Source organism: Streptomyces sp. NPDC101219, from assembly GCF_044767675.1.
Taxonomy (GTDB): domain Bacteria; phylum Actinomycetota; class Actinomycetes; order Streptomycetales; family Streptomycetaceae; genus Streptomyces.
The window spans coordinates 96,073-114,234 of record NZ_JBIWOK010000012.1 but is presented as its reverse complement, the minus strand read 5'-3'; the positions used below and the strand labels follow the sequence as shown (position 1 = coordinate 114,234).

Annotated in this window: 14 protein-coding genes and 1 pseudogene; 6 read left to right on the top strand and 9 right to left on the bottom strand. The window is 70.8% G+C overall.

The features are described from left to right. Positions 1-52: 52 nt before the first annotated feature. From ACIRPP_RS23540 to ACIRPP_RS23530, 3 genes are read right to left on the bottom strand one after another with little or no spacing between them, the layout of a single operon-like run. Complete coding sequence (locus tag ACIRPP_RS23540; RefSeq protein WP_403646163.1) at positions 53-955, bottom strand: metal ABC transporter permease; 903 nt, start codon at positions 953-955, stop codon at positions 53-55. Between the two features lie 5 nt (positions 956-960). Continuing rightward, a complete protein-coding gene (locus tag ACIRPP_RS23535; protein WP_403646160.1) occupies positions 961-1,728 on the bottom strand; it encodes a metal ABC transporter ATP-binding protein in 768 nt (255 codons plus the stop codon). 23 nt (positions 1,729-1,751) lie between these two features. Further along, positions 1,752-2,720, bottom strand: a complete 969-nt coding sequence (locus tag ACIRPP_RS23530) for a metal ABC transporter substrate-binding protein (protein ID WP_403646157.1) — start codon at positions 2,718-2,720, stop codon at positions 1,752-1,754. A 217-nt stretch (positions 2,721-2,937) separates the two neighbouring features. Between ACIRPP_RS23530 and ACIRPP_RS23525 the strand changes: the two genes are divergently transcribed. From ACIRPP_RS23525 to ACIRPP_RS23515, 3 genes are all read left to right on the top strand, one after another. Further along, positions 2,938-4,320, top strand: a complete 1,383-nt coding sequence (locus tag ACIRPP_RS23525) for a glycine--tRNA ligase (RefSeq protein ID WP_403646154.1) — start codon at positions 2,938-2,940, stop codon at positions 4,318-4,320. A 199-nt stretch (positions 4,321-4,519) separates the two neighbouring features. Further along, entirely contained in the window at positions 4,520-5,533 is a 1,014-nt protein-coding gene (locus tag ACIRPP_RS23520; RefSeq protein ID WP_403646151.1) for an aldo/keto reductase, read from the top strand. 25 nt (positions 5,534-5,558) lie between these two features. After that, positions 5,559-6,146 (top strand): TetR family transcriptional regulator, encoded by a 588-nt coding sequence (locus ACIRPP_RS23515; protein WP_164351386.1) that lies wholly within the window; start codon positions 5,559-5,561, stop codon positions 6,144-6,146. A gap of 57 nt (positions 6,147-6,203) precedes the next feature. Here the strand turns inward: ACIRPP_RS23515 and ACIRPP_RS23510 are convergent, their stop codons facing one another. Together ACIRPP_RS23510 and ACIRPP_RS23505 are read right to left on the bottom strand one after the other, a co-directional pair. Beyond that, positions 6,204-6,410 carry a hypothetical protein gene (locus tag ACIRPP_RS23510; protein ID WP_164332670.1) on the bottom strand — a complete coding sequence of 69 codons (207 nt, stop codon included), beginning with the start codon at positions 6,408-6,410 and terminating at the stop codon, positions 6,204-6,206. 228 nt (positions 6,411-6,638) lie between these two features. After that, positions 6,639-6,893, bottom strand: a pseudogene (locus tag ACIRPP_RS23505) (MFS transporter); the annotation flags it as partial. A 158-nt stretch (positions 6,894-7,051) separates the two neighbouring features. Between ACIRPP_RS23505 and dusB the strand changes: the two are divergent. Continuing rightward, positions 7,052-8,206, top strand: a complete 1,155-nt coding sequence (dusB, locus tag ACIRPP_RS23500; RefSeq protein ID WP_403646147.1) for a tRNA dihydrouridine synthase DusB — start codon at positions 7,052-7,054, stop codon at positions 8,204-8,206. 90 nt (positions 8,207-8,296) lie between these two features. On the opposite strand, the gene ACIRPP_RS23495 is transcribed toward dusB, so the two are convergent. The 3 genes from ACIRPP_RS23495 to ACIRPP_RS23485 form a co-directional block, all read right to left on the bottom strand. Then, positions 8,297-8,434: a methionine/alanine import family NSS transporter small subunit gene (locus tag ACIRPP_RS23495; protein ID WP_403646145.1), complete on the bottom strand. Its 138-nt coding sequence runs from the start codon at positions 8,432-8,434 to the stop codon at positions 8,297-8,299. Then, positions 8,434-9,999, bottom strand: a complete 1,566-nt coding sequence (locus tag ACIRPP_RS23490) for a sodium-dependent transporter (RefSeq protein ID WP_403646142.1) — start codon at positions 9,997-9,999, stop codon at positions 8,434-8,436. Before ACIRPP_RS23490 ends, ACIRPP_RS23495 begins: the two co-directional genes overlap by 1 nt. 264 nt (positions 10,000-10,263) lie before the next feature. Further along, positions 10,264-12,213 (bottom strand): CDP-alcohol phosphatidyltransferase, encoded by a 1,950-nt coding sequence (locus ACIRPP_RS23485; RefSeq protein WP_403646140.1) that lies wholly within the window; start codon positions 12,211-12,213, stop codon positions 10,264-10,266. A 555-nt stretch (positions 12,214-12,768) separates the two neighbouring features. Here ACIRPP_RS23485 and ppdK point away from each other — a divergent pair. Continuing rightward, positions 12,769-15,462: a pyruvate, phosphate dikinase gene (gene ppdK, locus ACIRPP_RS23480; RefSeq protein WP_403646138.1), complete on the top strand. Its 2,694-nt coding sequence runs from the start codon at positions 12,769-12,771 to the stop codon at positions 15,460-15,462. 124 nt (positions 15,463-15,586) lie between these two features. On the opposite strand, the gene ACIRPP_RS23475 is transcribed toward ppdK, so the two are convergent. After that, positions 15,587-16,720, bottom strand: coding sequence for a glycosyltransferase (locus ACIRPP_RS23475; RefSeq protein WP_403646136.1), 1,134 nt, complete (start codon positions 16,718-16,720; stop codon positions 15,587-15,589). A gap of 1,059 nt (positions 16,721-17,779) precedes the next feature. Here ACIRPP_RS23475 and ACIRPP_RS23470 point away from each other — a divergent pair. Next, entirely contained in the window at positions 17,780-17,998 is a 219-nt protein-coding gene (locus tag ACIRPP_RS23470; RefSeq protein WP_403646133.1) for a hypothetical protein, read from the top strand. The last annotated feature ends 164 nt before the right edge of the window (positions 17,999-18,162 follow it).

Genomic DNA, 18,162 nt, shown 5'->3' with positions numbered 1-18,162 from the left:
TCCTCACGTCTGCACTGCCTGCGGCCATTGTGCCAGTCGGCCTCGCGGGCGTTCAGACGCCTGCGCCGTCGCTGCTGGCGCGGCCGGCCGGGATGACGCACTCGGCCGGTTCCCCGGCGGGACGCGCGGCGGCCGCGGCGCGGGCCCGGCGGCGGGCCAGGGGCGCGGCCAGGGCGGTGAGCAGGACGAACGCGCCGATGGTCAGCAGCACGATGGTCGCGCCGGGCGGCACGTCCTGGTAGTACGAGGTGACCGTGCCGCCGAGGGACACGCTCACGCCGATCGCGACGGCGACGGCGAAGGTCGCGGCGAAGCTGCGGGTGAGCTGCTGGGCCGCCGCGACCGGGACCACCATGAGCGCGCTGACCAGCAGCAGGCCCACCACCCGCATCGCGACGGTCACGGTCACCGCGGCGGTGACCGCGACCAGCAGGTTCAGGAACCGCACCGGCAGGCCGGTGACGCGGGCGAACTCCTCGTCCTGGCTGACCGCGAAGAGCTGTCGGCGCAGCCCGAGGGTGACCAGGATCACGAACGCGGCGAGGACGCAGATCGCCGTGACGTCGGACGGGGAGACCGTCGACAGGGAGCCGAAGAGGTACGAGGTGAGGTTGGCGTTGGAGCCGGTCGGGGCGAGGTTGATGAACATGACGCCGCCGGCCATGCCGCCGTAGAAGAGCATCGCGAGGGCGATGTCGCCGCGGGTCCTGCCGTACCAGCGGATCAGTTCCATGAGGACGGCGCCCAGGACCGAGACCAGGGCCGCCATCCACACCGGGGACCAGGACAGCAGGAAGCCGAGGCCGACACCGGTCATGGCGACGTGGCCGATGCCGTCGCCCATCAGGGCCTGGCGGCGCTGGACGAGGTAGATGCCGACCGCGGGGGCGGTGATGCCGACGAGGACGGCGGCGAGCAGGGCCCGCTGCATGAAGGCGTAGTCGAGGATGTCCATCGGATTCAGCTCAGCAGTCCCGTGCGGATCGGTTCGGTACCCGCGGGGGCGTGCGGGTGGACGTGGTCATGGCCCGGAAGGGCATGCTGGCCGACGGCCTTCGGCGGCGGGCCGTCGTGCAGCACGCAGCCGTCGCGGAGCACCACCGCCCGGTCGATCAGCGGCTCCAGCGGGCCCAGTTCGTGCAGGACGAGGAGGACCGACGTGCCCTCGGCGACCTGGTGGCGCAGGGTGGCGGCGAGGACCTCCTGGCTCGCGAGGTCCACGCCCGCCATCGGCTCGTCCATGATCAGCAGTTCGGGTGCGGAGGCGAGCGCGCGGGCGATCAGCACCCGCTGGTGCTGGCCGCCGGAGAGCGCGTCGACGGAGTCCTTCGCCCGGTCCGCCAGCCCGACCAGGTCGAGCGCGCGGCGCACCGCCTCCCGGTCGGACCTGCGGAAGACCCCGAAACGGGTGCGCGCCAGGCGGCCCGAGGAGACGACCTCGGTGACCGTGGCGGGCACGCCGGAGGCGGCCGTGGTGCGCTGCGGGACGTAGCCGACGCGGGCCCAGTCGGAGAAGCGGCGGCGCGGGGTGCCGAACAGTTCGACCTCGCCCGCGGAGACCGGCACCTGGCCGATGACGCTGCGCACGGCCGTGGACTTGCCGGAGCCGTTGGCGCCGAGCAGGGCGACGACCTCGCCGCGGCCCACGGTGAGGTCGATGCCGCGCAGGACGGGGCGCGAGCCCAGTTCGGCGTGGACACCGCGCAGCGAGATCACGGGATCGGGCATGGTGTCCTCCGGTGGTCGGACGGTCACTTCGCTCCCAGGGCCTTCTTGAGGGCCGCCAGGTTGGCCTCCATGACCTGGAAGTAGTCGTCGCCGCGGGAGGCGTCGGTGATGCCCTCCAGCGGGTCGAGGACGTCCGTCTTCAACCCGGCGTCGGAGGCGAGCATCTTGGCGGTCCGGTCGCTGACCAGCGTCTCGTAGAAGACGGTGGTGACGCCGTCGGCCTTCGCGGTGCGTTCCAGTGCCTTCACGCGGGCGCCGCTCGGCTCGGACTCCGGGTCCAGGCCGTTGATGGCCTCCTCGGTCAGCCCGTAGCGCCCGGCGAGGTGGCCGAAGGCGGCGTGGGTGGTGATGAAGACGTCGGTGGCGCGGTTCTTGAGCCCGCTCTCGAAGCGGGTGTCGAGGTCGCCCAGCTCGCCGACGAGGGCCTCGGTGTTCTTGCGGTAGTCGGCCGCGTGGTCCGGGTCGGCCTTGGCGAAGGCGGCGCCGACGCCCTCGGCGACCTCGGCGTACTTGACCGGGTCCAGCCAGACGTGGGGGTCCTCGCCCGCTTCGTGCGCGTGGCCGTGGTCGTCGGCGTGCTCGTCGGCGTGCTCGTCCTCGTGGCCGTCCTCGTCGGCGTGGGTCTCCAGGGAGGTCAGCTTCGCCGCGTCGATCTTCGTCTTCAGCTCGGCCTGGCCGATGGCCTCGTCGACGGAGGGCTGCAGGCCGGAGAGGTAGAGCGCCGCGTCGGACTCCTGGAGCTGCGCGGTCTGCTTGGCGCTGATCTCCAGGTCGTGGGGTTCCTGACCGGGCTGGGTGAGGCTGGTGACGTTCACGTGCTCGCCGCCGATCCGCTCGGCGAGGAACGCCATCGGGTAGAACGACGCGACGACGTCGAACTTGTCGGTGTTGCCGGCCGCGGCGCTGTCGCCGGCGCAGGCCGAGAGGGTGCCGAGGCCGAGTGCGGTGACGGCGGTCACCGCGGCCGTCGGTATGAGTCGTCGTACGTTCATGACAGTCATTTTCAATGATGATGGAAACCGTTGTCAACAACGCCCGTGAGGGCGGTGAACCCGGGGCCAGATTGGTCCCGGAGCAGGCCACGCCGGTAGCCTGAGAGCTTGGTTGGAAGGACACTCGCTCCGCCCGCCCGTCTCCCGACCAACACTCTCCAACGAGGCGCTTTGCGCCGCACCAGTCAGTCACCGTCGTCGTAATGAAGAGAGCACCGTGGCCGCCGACAAGATCGACACCATCGTCAGCCTGAGCAAGCGCCGTGGCTTCGTATTCCCCTGCAGTGAGATCTACGGCGGCCAGCGTGCCGCCTGGGACTACGGGCCCCTGGGTGTCGAGCTCAAGGAGAACCTCAAGCGTCAGTGGTGGCGTTACATGGTGACGTCGCGCGAGGACGTGGTCGGCATCGACTCGTCCGTGATCCTGGCCCCGGAGGTGTGGGTCGCCTCCGGCCACGTCGCCACCTTCACCGACCCGCTGACCGAGTGCACTGCCTGCCACAAGCGGTTCCGCGCGGACCACCTGGAAGAGGCGTACGAGGAGAAGAAGGGCCGCGCTCCGGAGAACGGCCTGGCGGACGTCAACTGCCCCAACTGCGGCAACAAGGGCCAGTTCACCGAGCCCAAGCAGTTCTCGGGTCTGCTGTCCACCCACCTCGGCCCGACCCAGGACTCCGGCTCCATCGCCTACCTGCGTCCCGAGACCGCCCAGGGCATCTTCACCAACTTCGCCCAGGTGCAGACCACTTCGCGCCGCAAGCCGCCGTTCGGCATCGCCCAGATGGGCAAGTCCTTCCGCAACGAGATCACGCCCGGCAACTTCATCTTCCGCACCCGCGAGTTCGAGCAGATGGAGATGGAGTTCTTCGTCAAGCCGGGCGAGGACGAGAAGTGGCAGGAGTACTGGATGGAGCAGCGCTGGAACTGGTACACCGGTCTCGGCCTGCGCGAGGAGAACATGCGGTGGTACGAGCACCCGAAGGAGAAGCTCTCCCACTACTCCAAGCGCACCGCTGACATCGAGTACCGCTTCCAGTTCGGCGGCAGCGAGTGGGGCGAGCTGGAGGGTGTCGCCAACCGCACCGACTTCGACCTCGGCGCCCACTCCAAGGCCTCCGGCCAGGACCTCTCCTACTTCGACCAGGAGGCCGGCGAGCGCTGGACGCCGTACGTCATCGAGCCCGCGGCCGGTGTCGGCCGGGCGATGCTCGCCTTCCTCCTCGACGCCTATGTCGAGGACGAGGCGCCCAACGCCAAGGGCAAGATGGAGAAGCGGACCGTGCTGCGGCTCGACCACCGCCTCGCCCCGGTGAAGGTGGCCGTGCTGCCGCTGTCCCGCAACCCGGAGCTGTCGCCCAAGGCCAAGGGCCTCGCCCAGGCGCTGCGGCAGAACTGGAACATCGAGTTCGACGACGCCGGCGCCATCGGCCGCCGCTACCGCCGCCAGGACGAGATCGGTACGCCGTTCTGCGTCACCGTCGACTTCGACACGCTGGACGACAACGCGGTGACCGTGCGTGAGCGCGACACCATGAAGCAGGAGCGTGTGTCGCTGGACCAGATCGAGGGCTACCTCGCCTCGCGTCTCGTCGGCGCCTGACCGCGCCTGACCGCGCCTGACCGCGCCTGACCGCGCCTGACCGGCCAGAACGCCGGGTTCCGGACCTCCGGGGCCCGGCGTTCGGCGTTTTCCGGGCCCTCGGGGGTCTGGGGGCCCGAGGGTCTGCGCATGAGTGTGCTGACAGATTAATGAATGACAGATATTGAAATCTGTCATTCATTATGTCAGTCTGGACGGCATGACGACGACACACACCCGCACGCTAGGAACCACCGGCCCCCGGGTCTTCGCCCTCGGCCTCGGCTGCATGGGCATGTCCGCGCTCTACGGGGACGCGGACCGGACCGAGGGCATCGCCACCGTCCACGCCGCCCTTGAGGCCGGCGTCACCCTGCTCGACACCGGCGACTTCTACGCCATGGGCCACAATGAGATGCTGATCGGCGAGGCCCTGCGCACCGCCCCCGCCGCCCGGCGCGAACAGGCCCTGCTCAGCGTCAAGTTCGGCGCCCTGCGCGACCCGGACGGCAACTGGGGCGGAGTCGACGGCCGCCCGGCCGCAGTGAAGAACTTCGCCGCCTACTCGCTCCAGCGCCTCGGCGTCGACCACATCGACGTCTACCGGATCGCCCGCGCCGACCCGGACGTGCCGATCGAGGAGACCGTCGGCGCCATCGCCGAACTCGTCCAGCAGGGCCACGTACGGCACATCGGCCTCAGCGAGGTCGACGCCGACACCGTCCGCCGGGCCGCCGCCACCGCGCCCATCACCGACCTGCAGATCGAGTACTCGCTCCTCTCCCGGGCCGTCGAGGACCAGATCCTGCCGACCACCCGCGAACTCGGCATCGCCGTCACCGCTTACGGCGTCCTCTCCCGGGGTCTGATCTCCGGCCACTTCACCGCCGACCGGACGCTCGCCGCCCACGACTTCCGGGCCCACTCGCCCCGCTTCCAGGGCGACAACCTGCGGCACAACCTCACCCTCGTCGACGCGCTGCGCGAGGTGGCCGCGGCCAAGGGCGTCTCCGTCGCGCAGATCGCCATCGCCTGGGTGCTGTCCCGGGGCGAGGACATCGTCCCGCTGGTCGGCGCCCGCACCCGGGAACGGCTGACGGAGTCGCTCGGCGCCCTCGACGTCGTCCTCGACCCGGCCGACCTGGCGGCGATCGAGCGGGCCGTACCCCAGGGCGCCGCCGCCGGCGACCGCTACCCGGCCCCGCAGATGGCACTGCTCGGCACCAAGGAGTGAACCGGGCGCCGGGTACGGTCTAGGCATGGCAGCGACCGAGACCCTGACCGCCGAGCGCATCCTCGAGGCGACCGAGGAGGTGCTGCGCCGCCACGGCCCCGCGAAGGCCACCGTGGTGGACGTGGCCCGGGCGCTCGGCGTCAGCCACGGCACCGTCTACCGGCACTTCCGGACGAAGGCGGCGCTGCGGGAGGCGGTGACCAAGCGCTGGCTGGACCGCACCTCCGAGGCGCTCGGCGGCATCGCCGACGACGACTCCCGGGACCCCGAGGCCCGGCTGCGGGACTGGCTCGCCACCCTGTTCGCCGCCAAGCGCCGCAAGGCGGGCGACGACCCGGAACTCTTCGCCACCTACTCCGTCCTGGCCGGTGAGCAGGGCGCGGCGGTCGCCGAGCACATCGACGACCTGACCGGCCAGCTCACCCGCATCGTCGCCGCGGGCACGGCCGCCGGAGTCTTCTCCGGCACCGACCCGGAGGCCACCGCACGGGCCGTCTTCCAGGCCACCGGCCGCTTCCACGACCCCGCCTACGCCCCGCAGTGGACGGACCCGGCCGTGGACGCCGACTTCGAGCAGGTCGTCGACCTGCTGGTACGGGGGCTGCGGGCCTGAGCCCGGCGGCGAGAACCCGCGAGGTGACCACCGGGCACGGGAGGCCCCGTGTCCCGTTCAGGCCGCCGTCGGGTCCACCGTGGCCTGGTGGGCCTCGGCGAGGTGCTCCTGGGCCTTCAGCCAGGGCAGGAACTGCGCGCCTCTTCGCCAGCCGCAGGTGTCGCAGCTGATCGTGCGCTGCACTCCGGTGCGCCGGACGCGCACCACGTGCTCACGTCCGTGCTGGTCCCAGCGGCTGACCTTGCTCGTGTCGATCTGCGGCATGACGCCTCCGGCATCCGCGTGCGGGTCCCGACCTGACCGTGCGGCCCGGTCCGGGGGGACCGGGAGGACAACGTGCGGCCCGGTCCGGGGGACCGGGCGACCAGGGCCCCTCGTTCGGGTCACGCCGGGCTCGCGGGCCCCGGTGCGACCCGAACGAAAGACCCTAGGAGTGTGCAGCAAGACCAACATCAACAGGGGTACCCCGGGCGGGAATCGGGCCCGGACCGGTCACCGCCCCACGCCGGCCGCCTCACGGATCTCCGCCGACTCCAGCCGCTCGGCCGTGCGCAGCGCCGTCCCCCGCGCCCAGCGGCCCGAGGTCAGCGCGCCCACCACCAGCACCGCCGGCCCGCACCCGGTGAGGACCCACCAGGCGGGCCGCGCCGCGGAGACGAAGGCGTCCGCGTACGTCGACGAGCCCACGCCCGCCGCCGGCACCGCGCCGACCACCGCGACCCCGAGGGTGCCGCCCAGCTGCCGGCTGGCAGGCTCATGCAGCAGATCGCGAGCACCAGGAGCCGTCGGCGCGGGCTGAGCTCGGGCATGGATCCCATCGTACGCACGCATCAATAGTGCGACTAACTAATGGCCGATGCACGGGGAGCGCGCCGGGCAGTGCGCGGATGCGTGACAATGGGGGAATGCCCACGCCCACCGCCGCCCCCGGATCCACCCTGGCGATCGGCCCGCACACGGTGTCCCCGCCGGTCGTGCTGGCCCCCATGGCCGGGATCACCAACGCCCCCTTCCGTACCCTGTGCCGCGAGTTCAGTGGGGGCAAGGGGCTGTTCGTCAGCGAGATGATCACCACCCGGGCGCTGGTCGAGCGCAACGACAAGACCATGCAGCTGATCCACTTCGACGCGAGCGAGACACCGCGCTCGATCCAGCTGTACGGCGTGGATCCGGCGACCGTCGGCAAGGCCGTCCGCATGATCGTCGACGAGGACCTCGCCGACCACATCGACCTCAACTTCGGCTGCCCGGTCCCCAAGGTCACCCGCAAGGGCGGCGGCTCCGCCCTGCCCTACAAGCGGAACCTGCTGCGCGCCATCCTGCGCGAGGCGGTCGCCGGGGCCGGGGACCTGCCGGTCACCATGAAGATGCGCAAGGGCCTCGACGACGACCACCTGACCTACCTGGACGCCGGGCGCATCGCCGTCGAGGAGGGCGTGACCGCGATCGCCCTGCACGGCCGCACCACCGCCCAGCACTACGGCGGCACGGCCGACTGGGACGCCATCGCCCGCCTGAAGGAACACGTCCCGGAGATCCCCGTCCTCGGCAACGGCGACATCTGGTCGGCGGAGGACGCGCTGCGCATGGTGCGCGAGACCGGCTGCGACGGGGTCGTCGTGGGCCGCGGCTGCCTGGGCCGGCCGTGGCTGTTCGCGGACCTGGTCGCGGCCTTCGAGGGCCGCCCCCACGACGCCGTGCGCCCCGGGCTGCGCGTGGTCGCCGACGCCATGGTGCGGCACGCCACCCTGCTCGGCGAGTGGATGGGCGACGAGGCCCGCGGGGTGACCGACTTCCGCAAGCACGTCGCCTGGTACCTCAAGGGCTTCGCCGTCGGCTCCGAGATGCGCCGGCGGCTCGCGCTCACGTCCTCCCTGGCCGGACTGCGGGCCGGGCTCGACGAACTGGACCTGGACCAGCCCTGGCCGGCGGGCGCCGACGGCCCTCGCGGGCGCACCTCCGGCAACAACCGGGTGGCGCTGCCCGACGGCTGGCTGAACGACCCGTACGACTGCGCCGGTGTCGGCGAGGAAGCTGAACTGGACACCTCGGGCGGCTGAGCCGGCACACCGCCCGGCCGGGGGGTGTGCCGGATGCCGTACGGCGCCGCTCCGCGGCGGAGCGGCGCCGTACGGGGGTCACCGGACCGTTCAGGCCGTCGGCTCGGTTGCGGGCCCGTCGTCCTCGGGACGCTCGGGGTGCCGGCGCAGGTGGACGATGGCGCCCACCAGACCGCCCCAGACGATCACGATGGCCACGATCAGCATGATGATCGCACTCGTAGACATCAGTTCTTCTCCTCTTCGATGGCCGCGGAGCCGGAGCCGGAGCCGGAGCCGGAACGCACGCCCGCCTCCTCGGCGGGCTCGGCGCCGGCGGAGCGCCAGGGCAGCAGACTGAGGATCACGCCCACGATCACCGCCCCGGCGGCGACACCCCAGCCGGCCCAGAGCAGGAACGAGGTCGGGTAGCCCTCGTAGTTCTCGGAGAACTCCGTACGCAGGCTGTCGACCATCATCCAGCCGAGCACCAGCGGGGTGACGATGCCCAGGCAGATCAGCCACCAGCGGCCGAGCCGCATCGCGGAGGCCTCGTTGGCGTGCTGCTGGAAGGCGGGCAGGCGGCGCAGGATCCAGCCCACGACGACGAGCACGACCAGCGCGGCGAGCGCGACACCGTACTGGTTGATGAAGTGGTCGGCCGCGTCCAGCAGGTAGATGCCGTTGTCGGTCGGGAAGAGGAGGATCGACACCAGGGCGATGGCCCCGCCGACGCTCAGCACCGCCGGGACCCGGCGCATGCCGGTACGGTCCTGCACGGCGGCGATGACCACCTGCACGATGCTGATCAGCGAGGTCAGGCCGGCGATCACCAGCGAGGCGAAGAACAGCGCGCCGAACACCGCGCCCATCGGCATCTGCGAGATGACCGTCGGGAAGGCGATGAACGCCAGGCCGATGCCGGAGCTCGCGACCTCGTCCACCCCGACGCCCTGCGCCGCGGCCATGAAGCCGAGGGTGGCGAACACGCCGATGCCCGCGAGGATCTCGAAGGCGCTGTTGGCGAATCCGGCGACCATCGCGGAGCCGGTGAGGTCCGCCCGCTTCCGCAGATAGGAGGCGTACGTGATCATGATGCCGAAGCCGATGGAGAGCGAGAAGAAGATCTGCCCGTACGCGGCCACCCACACGCTGCCGTCGCCCAGCGCCGACCAGTCCGGGCGGAACAGCCCGTCCAGCCCCTTGCCCGCACCGTCGAGCGTGAGCGCGCGGCCCACCAGGACGACGAAGAAGAGCACCAGCAGCGGGATGAAGAACTTGTTGGCCTTCTCGATGCCGTTGCGGATGCCGAGCGCCAGGATGACCAGCACCACCGCCCACACCGCGATGAGCGGCCAGAGCACCCCGCCGACGTAGGAGGAGACGAAGCCGGGTGCGTCGGCGGCCTGGAGGAAGTCGCCGAAGAAGAAGGCGTTGGCGTCGTCGCCCCACTGCTCGCCGAAGGAGTAGCCGATGTACCGGACCGCCCAGGCGATGATGACGGCGTAGTAGGCGGCGATCACGAAGCAGATCGCGACCTGCCACCAGCCGATCGCCTCCGCGGGCCGGGAGATCTGCCGGAAGGCCGCCGGGGGCGACTTCCGGTACTTGTGGCCGATCGAGTACTCGAGCACGAGCAGCGGGATGCCTGCGGTCAGCAGCGCGACGAGATACGGCAGGAGGAAGGCCCCGCCGCCGTTCTCGTAGGCAACGGCGGGGAAGCGCCAGATGTTGCCGAGCCCGATCGCCGATCCGATCGCGGCGAACAGGAAACCTGCGCGGCTTCCCCACTGCTCACGGGAAGGACTGGACATGATCACGGTTCCTTGGTCATTTTTTTGCGTAACGCGGCACGCTAGCAACAGGAACGCGTGTGGAACAGGGGGTTCCGCCCACCGGACGGGCGCGTCGGCGAAGGTCTGGCACGGGGTGTCGTCCGAGGTCACGGCCGGGTCGCGACGAGATCGCGGCCGGGTCGCGGCCGGGGCGCCAACCTGCCGCGGCCCCGGCCGTGTCACCCGGCCGTGTCACCCGGCCGTGTCACCCGGTCGTGTCACCCGGCCGTGCATCCGGCCGTGTCATCCGGCCGTGGGGTGCGGGGTGGAGCCGTAGGCGGTGAGGAAGCGGTCGCGGAAGGCGTCCATCCGCCACACCGGGGCGTCCTTCGCCGGAGTGAGCCCCTCGGTCCAGTTCCAGTCGTCGGTCTTCTCCAGCACCTCCGGGTCCTTGGCGACCACCGACACGGGAACGTCCCGGCTCGCGTCGCTGCCGCTGACCCGGGCGATCGGCTGGTGGTCACCGAGGAACACCAGCACGGTGTCGTCGGTGCCGTAGCGCTCCAGCCACCGGGTGAGGCTCTCGACCGAATAGGCGACGGACCTGCCGTACTCCTCACGGGACGCGGTCGTGTCGGTGACGATGTCGCCGGGCTTCTTCCCGGCGTCGTGGACGGCATGGAAGACCGAGCCGTCGCCGAGGTCCTCCCAGTCGACCAGCTCGGGCAGCGGCGCCCACGGCTGGTGGCTGGAGGTCAGGATGATCTCCGCCATCAGGGGCCGGTCCCGCTTCCGCCCGTGCTCCAGCCGCTCGAACGCTTCCAGGGCGTACTGGTCGGGCATCGTCGACCAGCTGAACTTCGGTCCCCGGTACCCCAGTTCGAAGGCGTTGTAGACCGTGTCGAGGCCGTACCACTCGGCCTCCGGCCACGCCTTCTGCACGCCCGGCATCACCCCGACCGTGTCCCAGGCACCGGTCCGGCGGAACGCCTCGGTGAGGGTGAGGTGGTCGCCGGCCGTCGTGACCGTGCGGTAGCGCTGCTGGTTGTCGATCCACAGGCCGGACAGCGCGGTCGAGTGGCCTAGCCAGCTGCTTCCGCCGTAGGTGGAGGACGTCAGCCAGCCGCTGCGCGCCCGGTACCCGGCCTTCGCCAGCGCCTCGGTGCGCGCGTCCAGGGTGCGGGTGACGTCGGGGGAGGCGACCGGGTCCTCGACGGCGGTGCGGCCGTAGCTCTCGATGAACGCGAAGACGACGTCCTTGCCCCGCAGGCCGGGCACGAGCTGGTCCGGGGGCGTGGCCCCGAAGGTGTCCGACCGTGCCTCCTTCGCGAACGCCGCCTCGTCGCGCAGGGTGTCCACCACCCGCCGGGCCTGGTCCCGCACCGTGTCGGCGCCCCGGTCGGCGGCGACCGGCACTCCGGCGATCTGCACGCCCAGCGCGGTGCAGGTGATCCAGGCGGTGGCCGCGACGAGCGCGCCCCGGCCCGCCCGGTCCCGGTGCCGGTCCAGCAGGTGGCCCAGCCGCACGGTGGCCAGCGCGGTGGCCACGACCACCAGCAGCACCAGCAGGACGACGCCGACGGCGGCGGCCGCGGCGGCGGTCCCGCCCATCGTGTCCGCGACGTAGGCGTGGGCGTCGTCGAGCAGCTCCCAGTCCAGGACGAGGTTGAACCCGCGGCCCAGGTACTCGGCGAAGCCCATGTCGAGCAGGTTCAGCACCGTCAGCAGTCCGATGCTGGTACCGCACAGCGCGGCCACCACGGTCCGGGGGCGGCGCGGGAGGGAGAGCAGCAGCACCGCGCCGATGACGGCCTCGGCGGGGATGCGGGTGAACCGGTTGGGGCGCAGCGCGCCGCCCGCGTTGGGCAGCAGCAGGGCGCCGACGACGAGGAGGGCGGCGAGGACGTGCACCGTCAGGCGCAGGTTCCGGGCGGCGCGGGGCCGGTCCCGGCGCCACCGGGCGAGGCGGCCGGACGGCTCGTCCGCCGGGGGCTCGCCGGGGCCGGTCGTCCCGGGTCCGGCGGAGGCGTCGGGAACGGCGGGTCCGGCGGAGGCATCCGGAGCGGCCGGTGCGGGACCCCGGTCCCCGCCCCCGCCCCCGTCCCCGTCCTCGTCCTCGCGGGGGCGGACGGCGTTCGGGGACGGTGCCGGCTCCGTGTCCTGTTCCCCGGGGGCGGCGGGGCCGTTCCGGCCGGTCTCCCGGGCCGTGCCGGTGGCGCGGCGCGGCCGGCGCAAGCGTGTGTAGACAGGCACCCGGAGGTCCTTCCGTACCCGAGAGGCAGTCGGTGAGGGGCGGACCCGGCGTGGGGGTCCGGGTCCGCCTCCGTTCCGTACGGCCGTGCCGAGCGGTGTGTTCAGCCGGGGGCCGCGTGGGTCCGCATGGTGAAATCCGGGCCGTTGTGGCAGCGTGATTCTCGCCACCCTTGATAAGGGTTGCGCTCAGATGAGCGGATCTTGGGCGGCTGCACTTCTGGAAAGGATGGCACTCAGTGCCATTCGATGATCGTTCATCGAGCGAAAACAGACGTGCTGATCGCCGCTCAAGTGAGCGGACAAGGTGGCCTTATGTGCAGGGCTGCGTTCAAGAAGTGAAAACATGCGGCGGCCAGGGCTTGCCAAGCCTTGACTTTCGATCCACTGGCGAGCAGGTGGTTACAGGCGCATGACGCACAAGTGGACGTACCCACGGGCCTTTGATCTGGGTACATTCCTCGCCGTCAGGGCAGCCACCGCGTCCTCGAGGAGTCGAGACCCGTGTCGGAAAACAAAGATCCCCAGGTACCTGGGCACGGTAAGAGTGTTGACAGCATGAAGTTCGTCTACGACTTCACCGAGGGCAACAAGGACCTCAAGGACCTGCTGGGCGGCAAGGGTGCCAACCTCGCCGAGATGACCAATCTGGGTCTCCCGGTGCCACCCGGCTTCACCATCACCACGGAAGCCTGCAAGGTCTACCTGGACAGCGGCGAGGAGCCGCCCGCCCTGCGGGACGAGGTGAGCGCACACCTCGACACCCTGGAGAAGACCATGGGCAAGAAGCTGGGCCATGCCGACGACCCCCTCCTCGTGTCGGTCCGTTCCGGCGCCAAGTTCTCCATGCCCGGCATGATGGACACCGTCCTCAACATCGGTCTGTCCGACAAGTCGGTGCAGGGCCTGGCCAAGCAGGCCGGGGACGACCGGTTCGCCTGGGACTCCTACCGGCGCCTGATCCAGATGTTCGGCAAGACGGTCCTCGGGGTCGACGGCGAGCTGTTCGAGGACGCGCTGGAGGCGGCGAAGGCGGCCAAGAAGGTCACGGTCGACACCGAACTGGAGGCCGCCGACCTCAAGAAGCTGGTCACCAAGTTCAAGAAGATCGTCAAGACGGAGTGCGGCCGGGACTTCCCGCAGGACCCGCGCGAGCAGATGGACCTCGCCATCAAGGCGGTGTTCGAGTCCTGGAACGGCGACCGCGCCAAGCTGTACCGCCGCCAGGAGCGCATCCCGCACGACCTCGGCACCGCCGTCAACGTCTGCTCCATGGTGTTCGGCAACCTCGGCCCGGACTCCGGCACCGGTGTCGCCTTCACCCGCGACCCCGCCTCCGGCCACCAGGGCGTGTACGGCGACTACCTGCAGAACGCGCAGGGCGAGGACGTCGTCGCCGGCATCCGCAACACCGTGCCGCTCGCCGAGCTGGAGTCGATCGACAAGAAGTCGTACGACCAGCTGATGCAGATCATGGAGACCCTGGAGAACCACTACAAGGATCTCTGCGACATCGAGTTCACCATCGAGCGCGGCCAGCTGTGGATGCTCCAGACCCGCGTCGGCAAGCGGACCGCGGGCGCCGCCTTCCGCATCGCCACCCAGCTCGTCGACCAGGGCCTGATCGACGAGGCCGAGGCCCTGTGCCGGGTCAACGGCGCCCAGCTCGCCCAGCTGATGTTCCCCCGCTTCGACGAGGACGCCAAGGTCGCCCAGGTGGGCCGCGGCATCGCCGCCTCCCCGGGCGCGGCCGTCGGCAAGGCGGTCTTCGACTCCTACACCGCCGTCAAGTGGTCCCGTTCCGGCGAGAAGGTCATCCTGATCCGCCGTGAGACCAACCCCGACGACCTGGACGGCATGATCGCCGCCGAGGGCATCCTCACCTCCCGCGGCGGCAAGACCTCCCACGCCGCCGTCGTCGCCCGCGGCATGGGCAAGACCTGTGTCTGCGGCGCCGAGGAGCTGGAGGTCGACACCAAGCGCCGGCGGATGACGGTGCCCGGCGGGCACGTCGTCGAGGAGGGCGACCTGATCTCCATCGACGGCTCCTCCGGCAAGGTCTACCTGGGCGAGGTCCCGGTCGTGCCGTCGCCGGTCGTGGAGTACTTCGAGGGCCGGATGCACCCGGGCGCCGACGACGCCGACGAACTCGTCGAGGCCGTGCACCGGATGATGGCCTTCGCCGACCGCAAGCGCCGGCTGCGGGTGCGCGCCAACGCCGACAACGCCGAGGACGCGCTGCGCGCCCGCCGCTTCGGCGCCCAGGGCATCGGCCTGTGCCGCACCGAGCACATGTTCCTCGGCGACCGCCGCGAACTCGTCGAGCGGCTGATCCTGGCCGACACGGAGAACGAGCGCGAGGAGTCGCTGAAGGCCCTGCTGCCGCTCCAGCGGCAGGACTTCGTGCAGCTCTTCGAGTCGATGGACGGCCTGCCGGTCACCATCCGCCTGCTCGACCCGCCGCTGCACGAGTTCCTGCCCGACATCACCGAGCTGTCGGTCCGCGTCGCCCTCGCCGAGTCCCGGCAGGAGCCGCACGAGAACGAGCTGCGCCTGCTCCAGGCCGTGCACCGGCTGCACGAGCAGAACCCGATGCTGGGTCTGCGCGGCGTCCGGCTCGGCCTGGTCATCCCCGGCCTGTTCACCATGCAGGTCCGTGCCATCGCCGAGGCGGCGGCCGAGCGCCGGAGCGCCAAGGGCGACCCGCGCGCCGAGATCATGATCCCGCTGGTCGGCACCGTCCAGGAGCTGGAGATCGTCCGCGAGGAGGCCGACAAGGTCATTGCCGAGGTCGAGGCGGCCACCGGCACCTCGCTCAAGCTGTCCATCGGCACGATGATCGAGCTGCCGCGCGCCGCGCTGACGGCCGGCCAGATCGCCGAGGCGGCCGAGTTCTTCTCCTTCGGCACCAACGACCTCACCCAGACGGTGTGGGGCTTCTCCCGGGACGACGTGGAGGCCAGCTTCTTCACGGCCTACCTGGAGAAGGGCATCTTCGGGGTGTCGCCGTTCGAGACCATCGACAAGGACGGCGTCGGCTCCCTGGTGAAGCTGGCCGCGAAGGCCGGCCGCGAGACCCGGCCCGACCTGAAGCTGGGCGTGTGCGGCGAGCACGGCGGCGACCCCGAGTCGGTCCACTTCTTCCACGAGGTCGGACTGGACTACGTCTCCTGCTCACCGTTCCGCATTCCGGTCGCCCGCCTGGAGGCCGGCCGCGCCGCGGTCACCTCACAGGGCAGCGACCACCGCTGACCCCCGACGGGGCGCAGGACTCCGGAGCCGCTGTCTGTCACCCGACCACCCTCACCGATCGGCAGCGGCTCCGGATCACGAAGGAGGAGGCGGCACCCGTGCGGGGGTGCCGCCTTCTCGTGCGTCAGCCTCGTGCGTCAGCCGCGGGGGCCCGGGGCCGCCGGTGCTTCACCCCCGCTGCACCGTTCGGCTTTTCGGCTCGACGGGCGACGGCGAAATCACGGTTCCGCAGTGTTTGCAGACGATGCGCTTCCGGTAGGTCGGGAATGGTCAGGAGGCGGTCACACGCTTCGAGGCAGCCCTGAATGTCGTCCACCCAGTAAGAGACGATGGAATATTCGAAGAGCAGCCCCCACGTGTAGACCCACGGGTGAGTGAAGAGAATGTCATCGGGTTCCGCGCGGTCGATCCCCGCACACGCGAAGGCGTGCCCGGCGCGGTAGTTTCCGCGCTTCCGCAGTCGTGAGACCAGTTCGTAACATGCTTCAAGTCGCTGCGGCCGCTGCTCCCAGGCCCGCGAGAGGGTGTCCATGGCTCCCGGCCAGTCGCCGGACTCGTCCTTGAGGATTCCTGCCTGCAGGAGTGAGTAATAGACCTCCTCTCCCCATCCGCCCATCTCCGCACGGCGTTCGTAAAGGGCGATCGCCTCTTCGGTGCGGCCCATGTCGCGCATGGTCTGAGCCAGGTAGAACGTGCTGCGCGCGTTTGTGGGGTCACGCTCGAGATCGGCGCTCAGCAGGGCCATGTCCCGTTCGAACTTGTCGTGCCGGGAGCCGCCGTCGGCGAAGTGCTCGATCACGAGGGCGTCGAGGTTCTCCTGCTCGTGCTCCTCGTCGGCGGTCAGGTACTCGTGTGTCACGCCTTCGTAGCGCCAGTGCATATCGCCCCGCACGAGACGCTTGATCCGGTAGGCGGGACTGCCGGCGTGCAGAATCATGTAGGACGCACAGGACAGCGGAGGAAGCGGCCCTTCCTGTCGGATGGTCATGTCGGCGTCCAACAGGAGCAGGTAGTCGGCTTTTCCGCGGGCGCGTTCGATGTTGAGTGTGCGATTGGTTCCGAAGTCGACCCAGGGGTCTTCGTGCAGTTCGCCGGGCGTTCCGTCGAAGGCTTTTCGAATCAGATCCTGGGTGCCGTCCGTCGAGCCTGTGTCGGAGATGACCCAGGTGTCGACGATGCCGCGTACCGAGTCGATGCACCGCTCAATTACGGCCGATTCATTCTTTACGATCATGCAGAGGCAGATGGTCGGCTTCATCGTCCTGGCCCTACCTTCGATTTTTCCATCAGGCGTGACGGTGGAGGCCTGATACGCATGGGAGGAGGTCGCCGCGATCACTTTATGCAATTCGGCCCGGAGGCTGTCGGCGCAACGCCGATTCTTGTCATGGGCGGGCCGGGTCGGGCGGCGAGGGGTGAGCGGGTGGCGGTGGGCCGGCTCCGCTCCGTTCCTTACGGGGGTGCCCCGGTGGTGTCACGGAGTTGGCCGCACGCGTCGAAGCCGGTCCTGGGCGGCATGGGCATGACGGCAAGCGTGCGGGCCGCTCGAACGCCCTGCGAAATCACACAAAGTGCGCGAATCGACTCGCAGAGTAATGATGCAGATGCCGCCCCTGCCGGGGTGGTGTGACCATCCGACTTCGCGAAACCAGGAGACCGCATGAGTCCTGACTCCAGGACAAGTTCCTCACTCGGACCGCTCCCGCTCCCCAGGCGGAGGGCTTGGATCGCGGGCGGCAGCCTTGCGTCTCTCGCCCTCGTGCTCACGGGGATAGCCAGCCCGGCTGTCGCGCTGGGGCACACGGAGACTGCCGCCAGCATCGCCCCCGTCGCCAGCCTGGATGGCGACGGGTGCGGAGACGGCCCCGGAGGCGACCGCTGCGACGGGCAGGGCGACAGGGGCGAGACCGGTCCCACCGGCCCGACCGGCCCGACCGGCCCGACCGGCCCGACGGGTGCGACCGGTCCCACCGGTCCCACCGGTCCGACGGGTCCGACGGGCCCTGCGGGTGCTGACGGTGTCGACGGCGCGACGGGCGCCACCGGTGCGACGGGTCCGACGGGTCCGACGGGCCCTGCGGGTGCTGACGGTGCTGACGGTGTCGACGGTGCGACTGGCGCCACCGGTCCGACGGGTCCGACCGGGCCGACGGGCCCCGCGGGTGCTGACGGTGTCGACGGTGTCGACGGTGCGACCGGTCCGACGGGTCCGACGGGCCCCGCGGGTGCTGACGGTGCCGACGGTGCGACGGGCGCCACCGGCCCTGCCGGTCCCACCGGTCCCACCGGTCCGACCGGCCCCGCCGGACCGCTGGACGTGCAGATCGTCTCCCAGGACTACGAGGTGCTGTTGGGCGTCAACGCGGCGTACGACTCCCCGGCATGCCCGGCCGGCACCGTCCCCGTCTCTGGAGGACTGTCTTCCGACGGCCTCGCCACCACCCTCGGGCAGAGCTACCCGAACGGAGACCACTGGACGGTGACCGCGACGGCGGGTGCCCTCACCACCATCACGGTCTACGCGGTCTGCAGCTGACCGCACGTCTCGAGGGACGAGCGCCTTCGGCGCGCGTGAGTCCCCGCCGGTCTTCCGGCGGGGACTCACGCATGAGGTTCCACCCCGGCCCGGTGCGGCAAGGAGCCGCGCTCGGCGTTCTGTCCGACCCGCACGGGCGCCCGTCGCAGGCGTCGAGACGCCGG

What these genes read in the sequence shown, in the direction of transcription:
- ACIRPP_RS23540 (WP_403646163.1), bottom strand. Translation starts at nt 955, where the DNA reads ATGGACATCCTCGACTACGCCTTCATGCAGCGGGCCCTGCTCGCCGCC.
- ACIRPP_RS23535 (WP_403646160.1), bottom strand. Translation starts at nt 1,728, where the DNA reads ATGCCCGATCCCGTGATCTCGCTGCGCGGTGTCCACGCCGAACTGGGC.
- ACIRPP_RS23530 (WP_403646157.1), bottom strand. Translation starts at nt 2,720, where the DNA reads ATGAACGTACGACGACTCATACCGACGGCCGCGGTGACCGCCGTCACC.
- ACIRPP_RS23520 (WP_403646151.1), top strand. Translation starts at nt 4,520, where the DNA reads ATGACGACGACACACACCCGCACGCTAGGAACCACCGGCCCCCGGGTC.
- ACIRPP_RS23515 (WP_164351386.1), top strand. Translation starts at nt 5,559, where the DNA reads ATGGCAGCGACCGAGACCCTGACCGCCGAGCGCATCCTCGAGGCGACC.
- ACIRPP_RS23510 (WP_164332670.1), bottom strand. Translation starts at nt 6,410, where the DNA reads ATGCCGCAGATCGACACGAGCAAGGTCAGCCGCTGGGACCAGCACGGA.
- dusB (WP_403646147.1), top strand. Translation starts at nt 7,052, where the DNA reads ATGCCCACGCCCACCGCCGCCCCCGGATCCACCCTGGCGATCGGCCCG.
- ACIRPP_RS23495 (WP_403646145.1), bottom strand. Translation starts at nt 8,434, where the DNA reads ATGTCTACGAGTGCGATCATCATGCTGATCGTGGCCATCGTGATCGTC.
- ACIRPP_RS23490 (WP_403646142.1), bottom strand. Translation starts at nt 9,999, where the DNA reads ATGTCCAGTCCTTCCCGTGAGCAGTGGGGAAGCCGCGCAGGTTTCCTG.
- ppdK (WP_403646138.1), top strand. Translation starts at nt 12,769, where the DNA reads ATGAAGTTCGTCTACGACTTCACCGAGGGCAACAAGGACCTCAAGGAC.
- ACIRPP_RS23475 (WP_403646136.1), bottom strand. Translation starts at nt 16,720, where the DNA reads ATGAAGCCGACCATCTGCCTCTGCATGATCGTAAAGAATGAATCGGCC.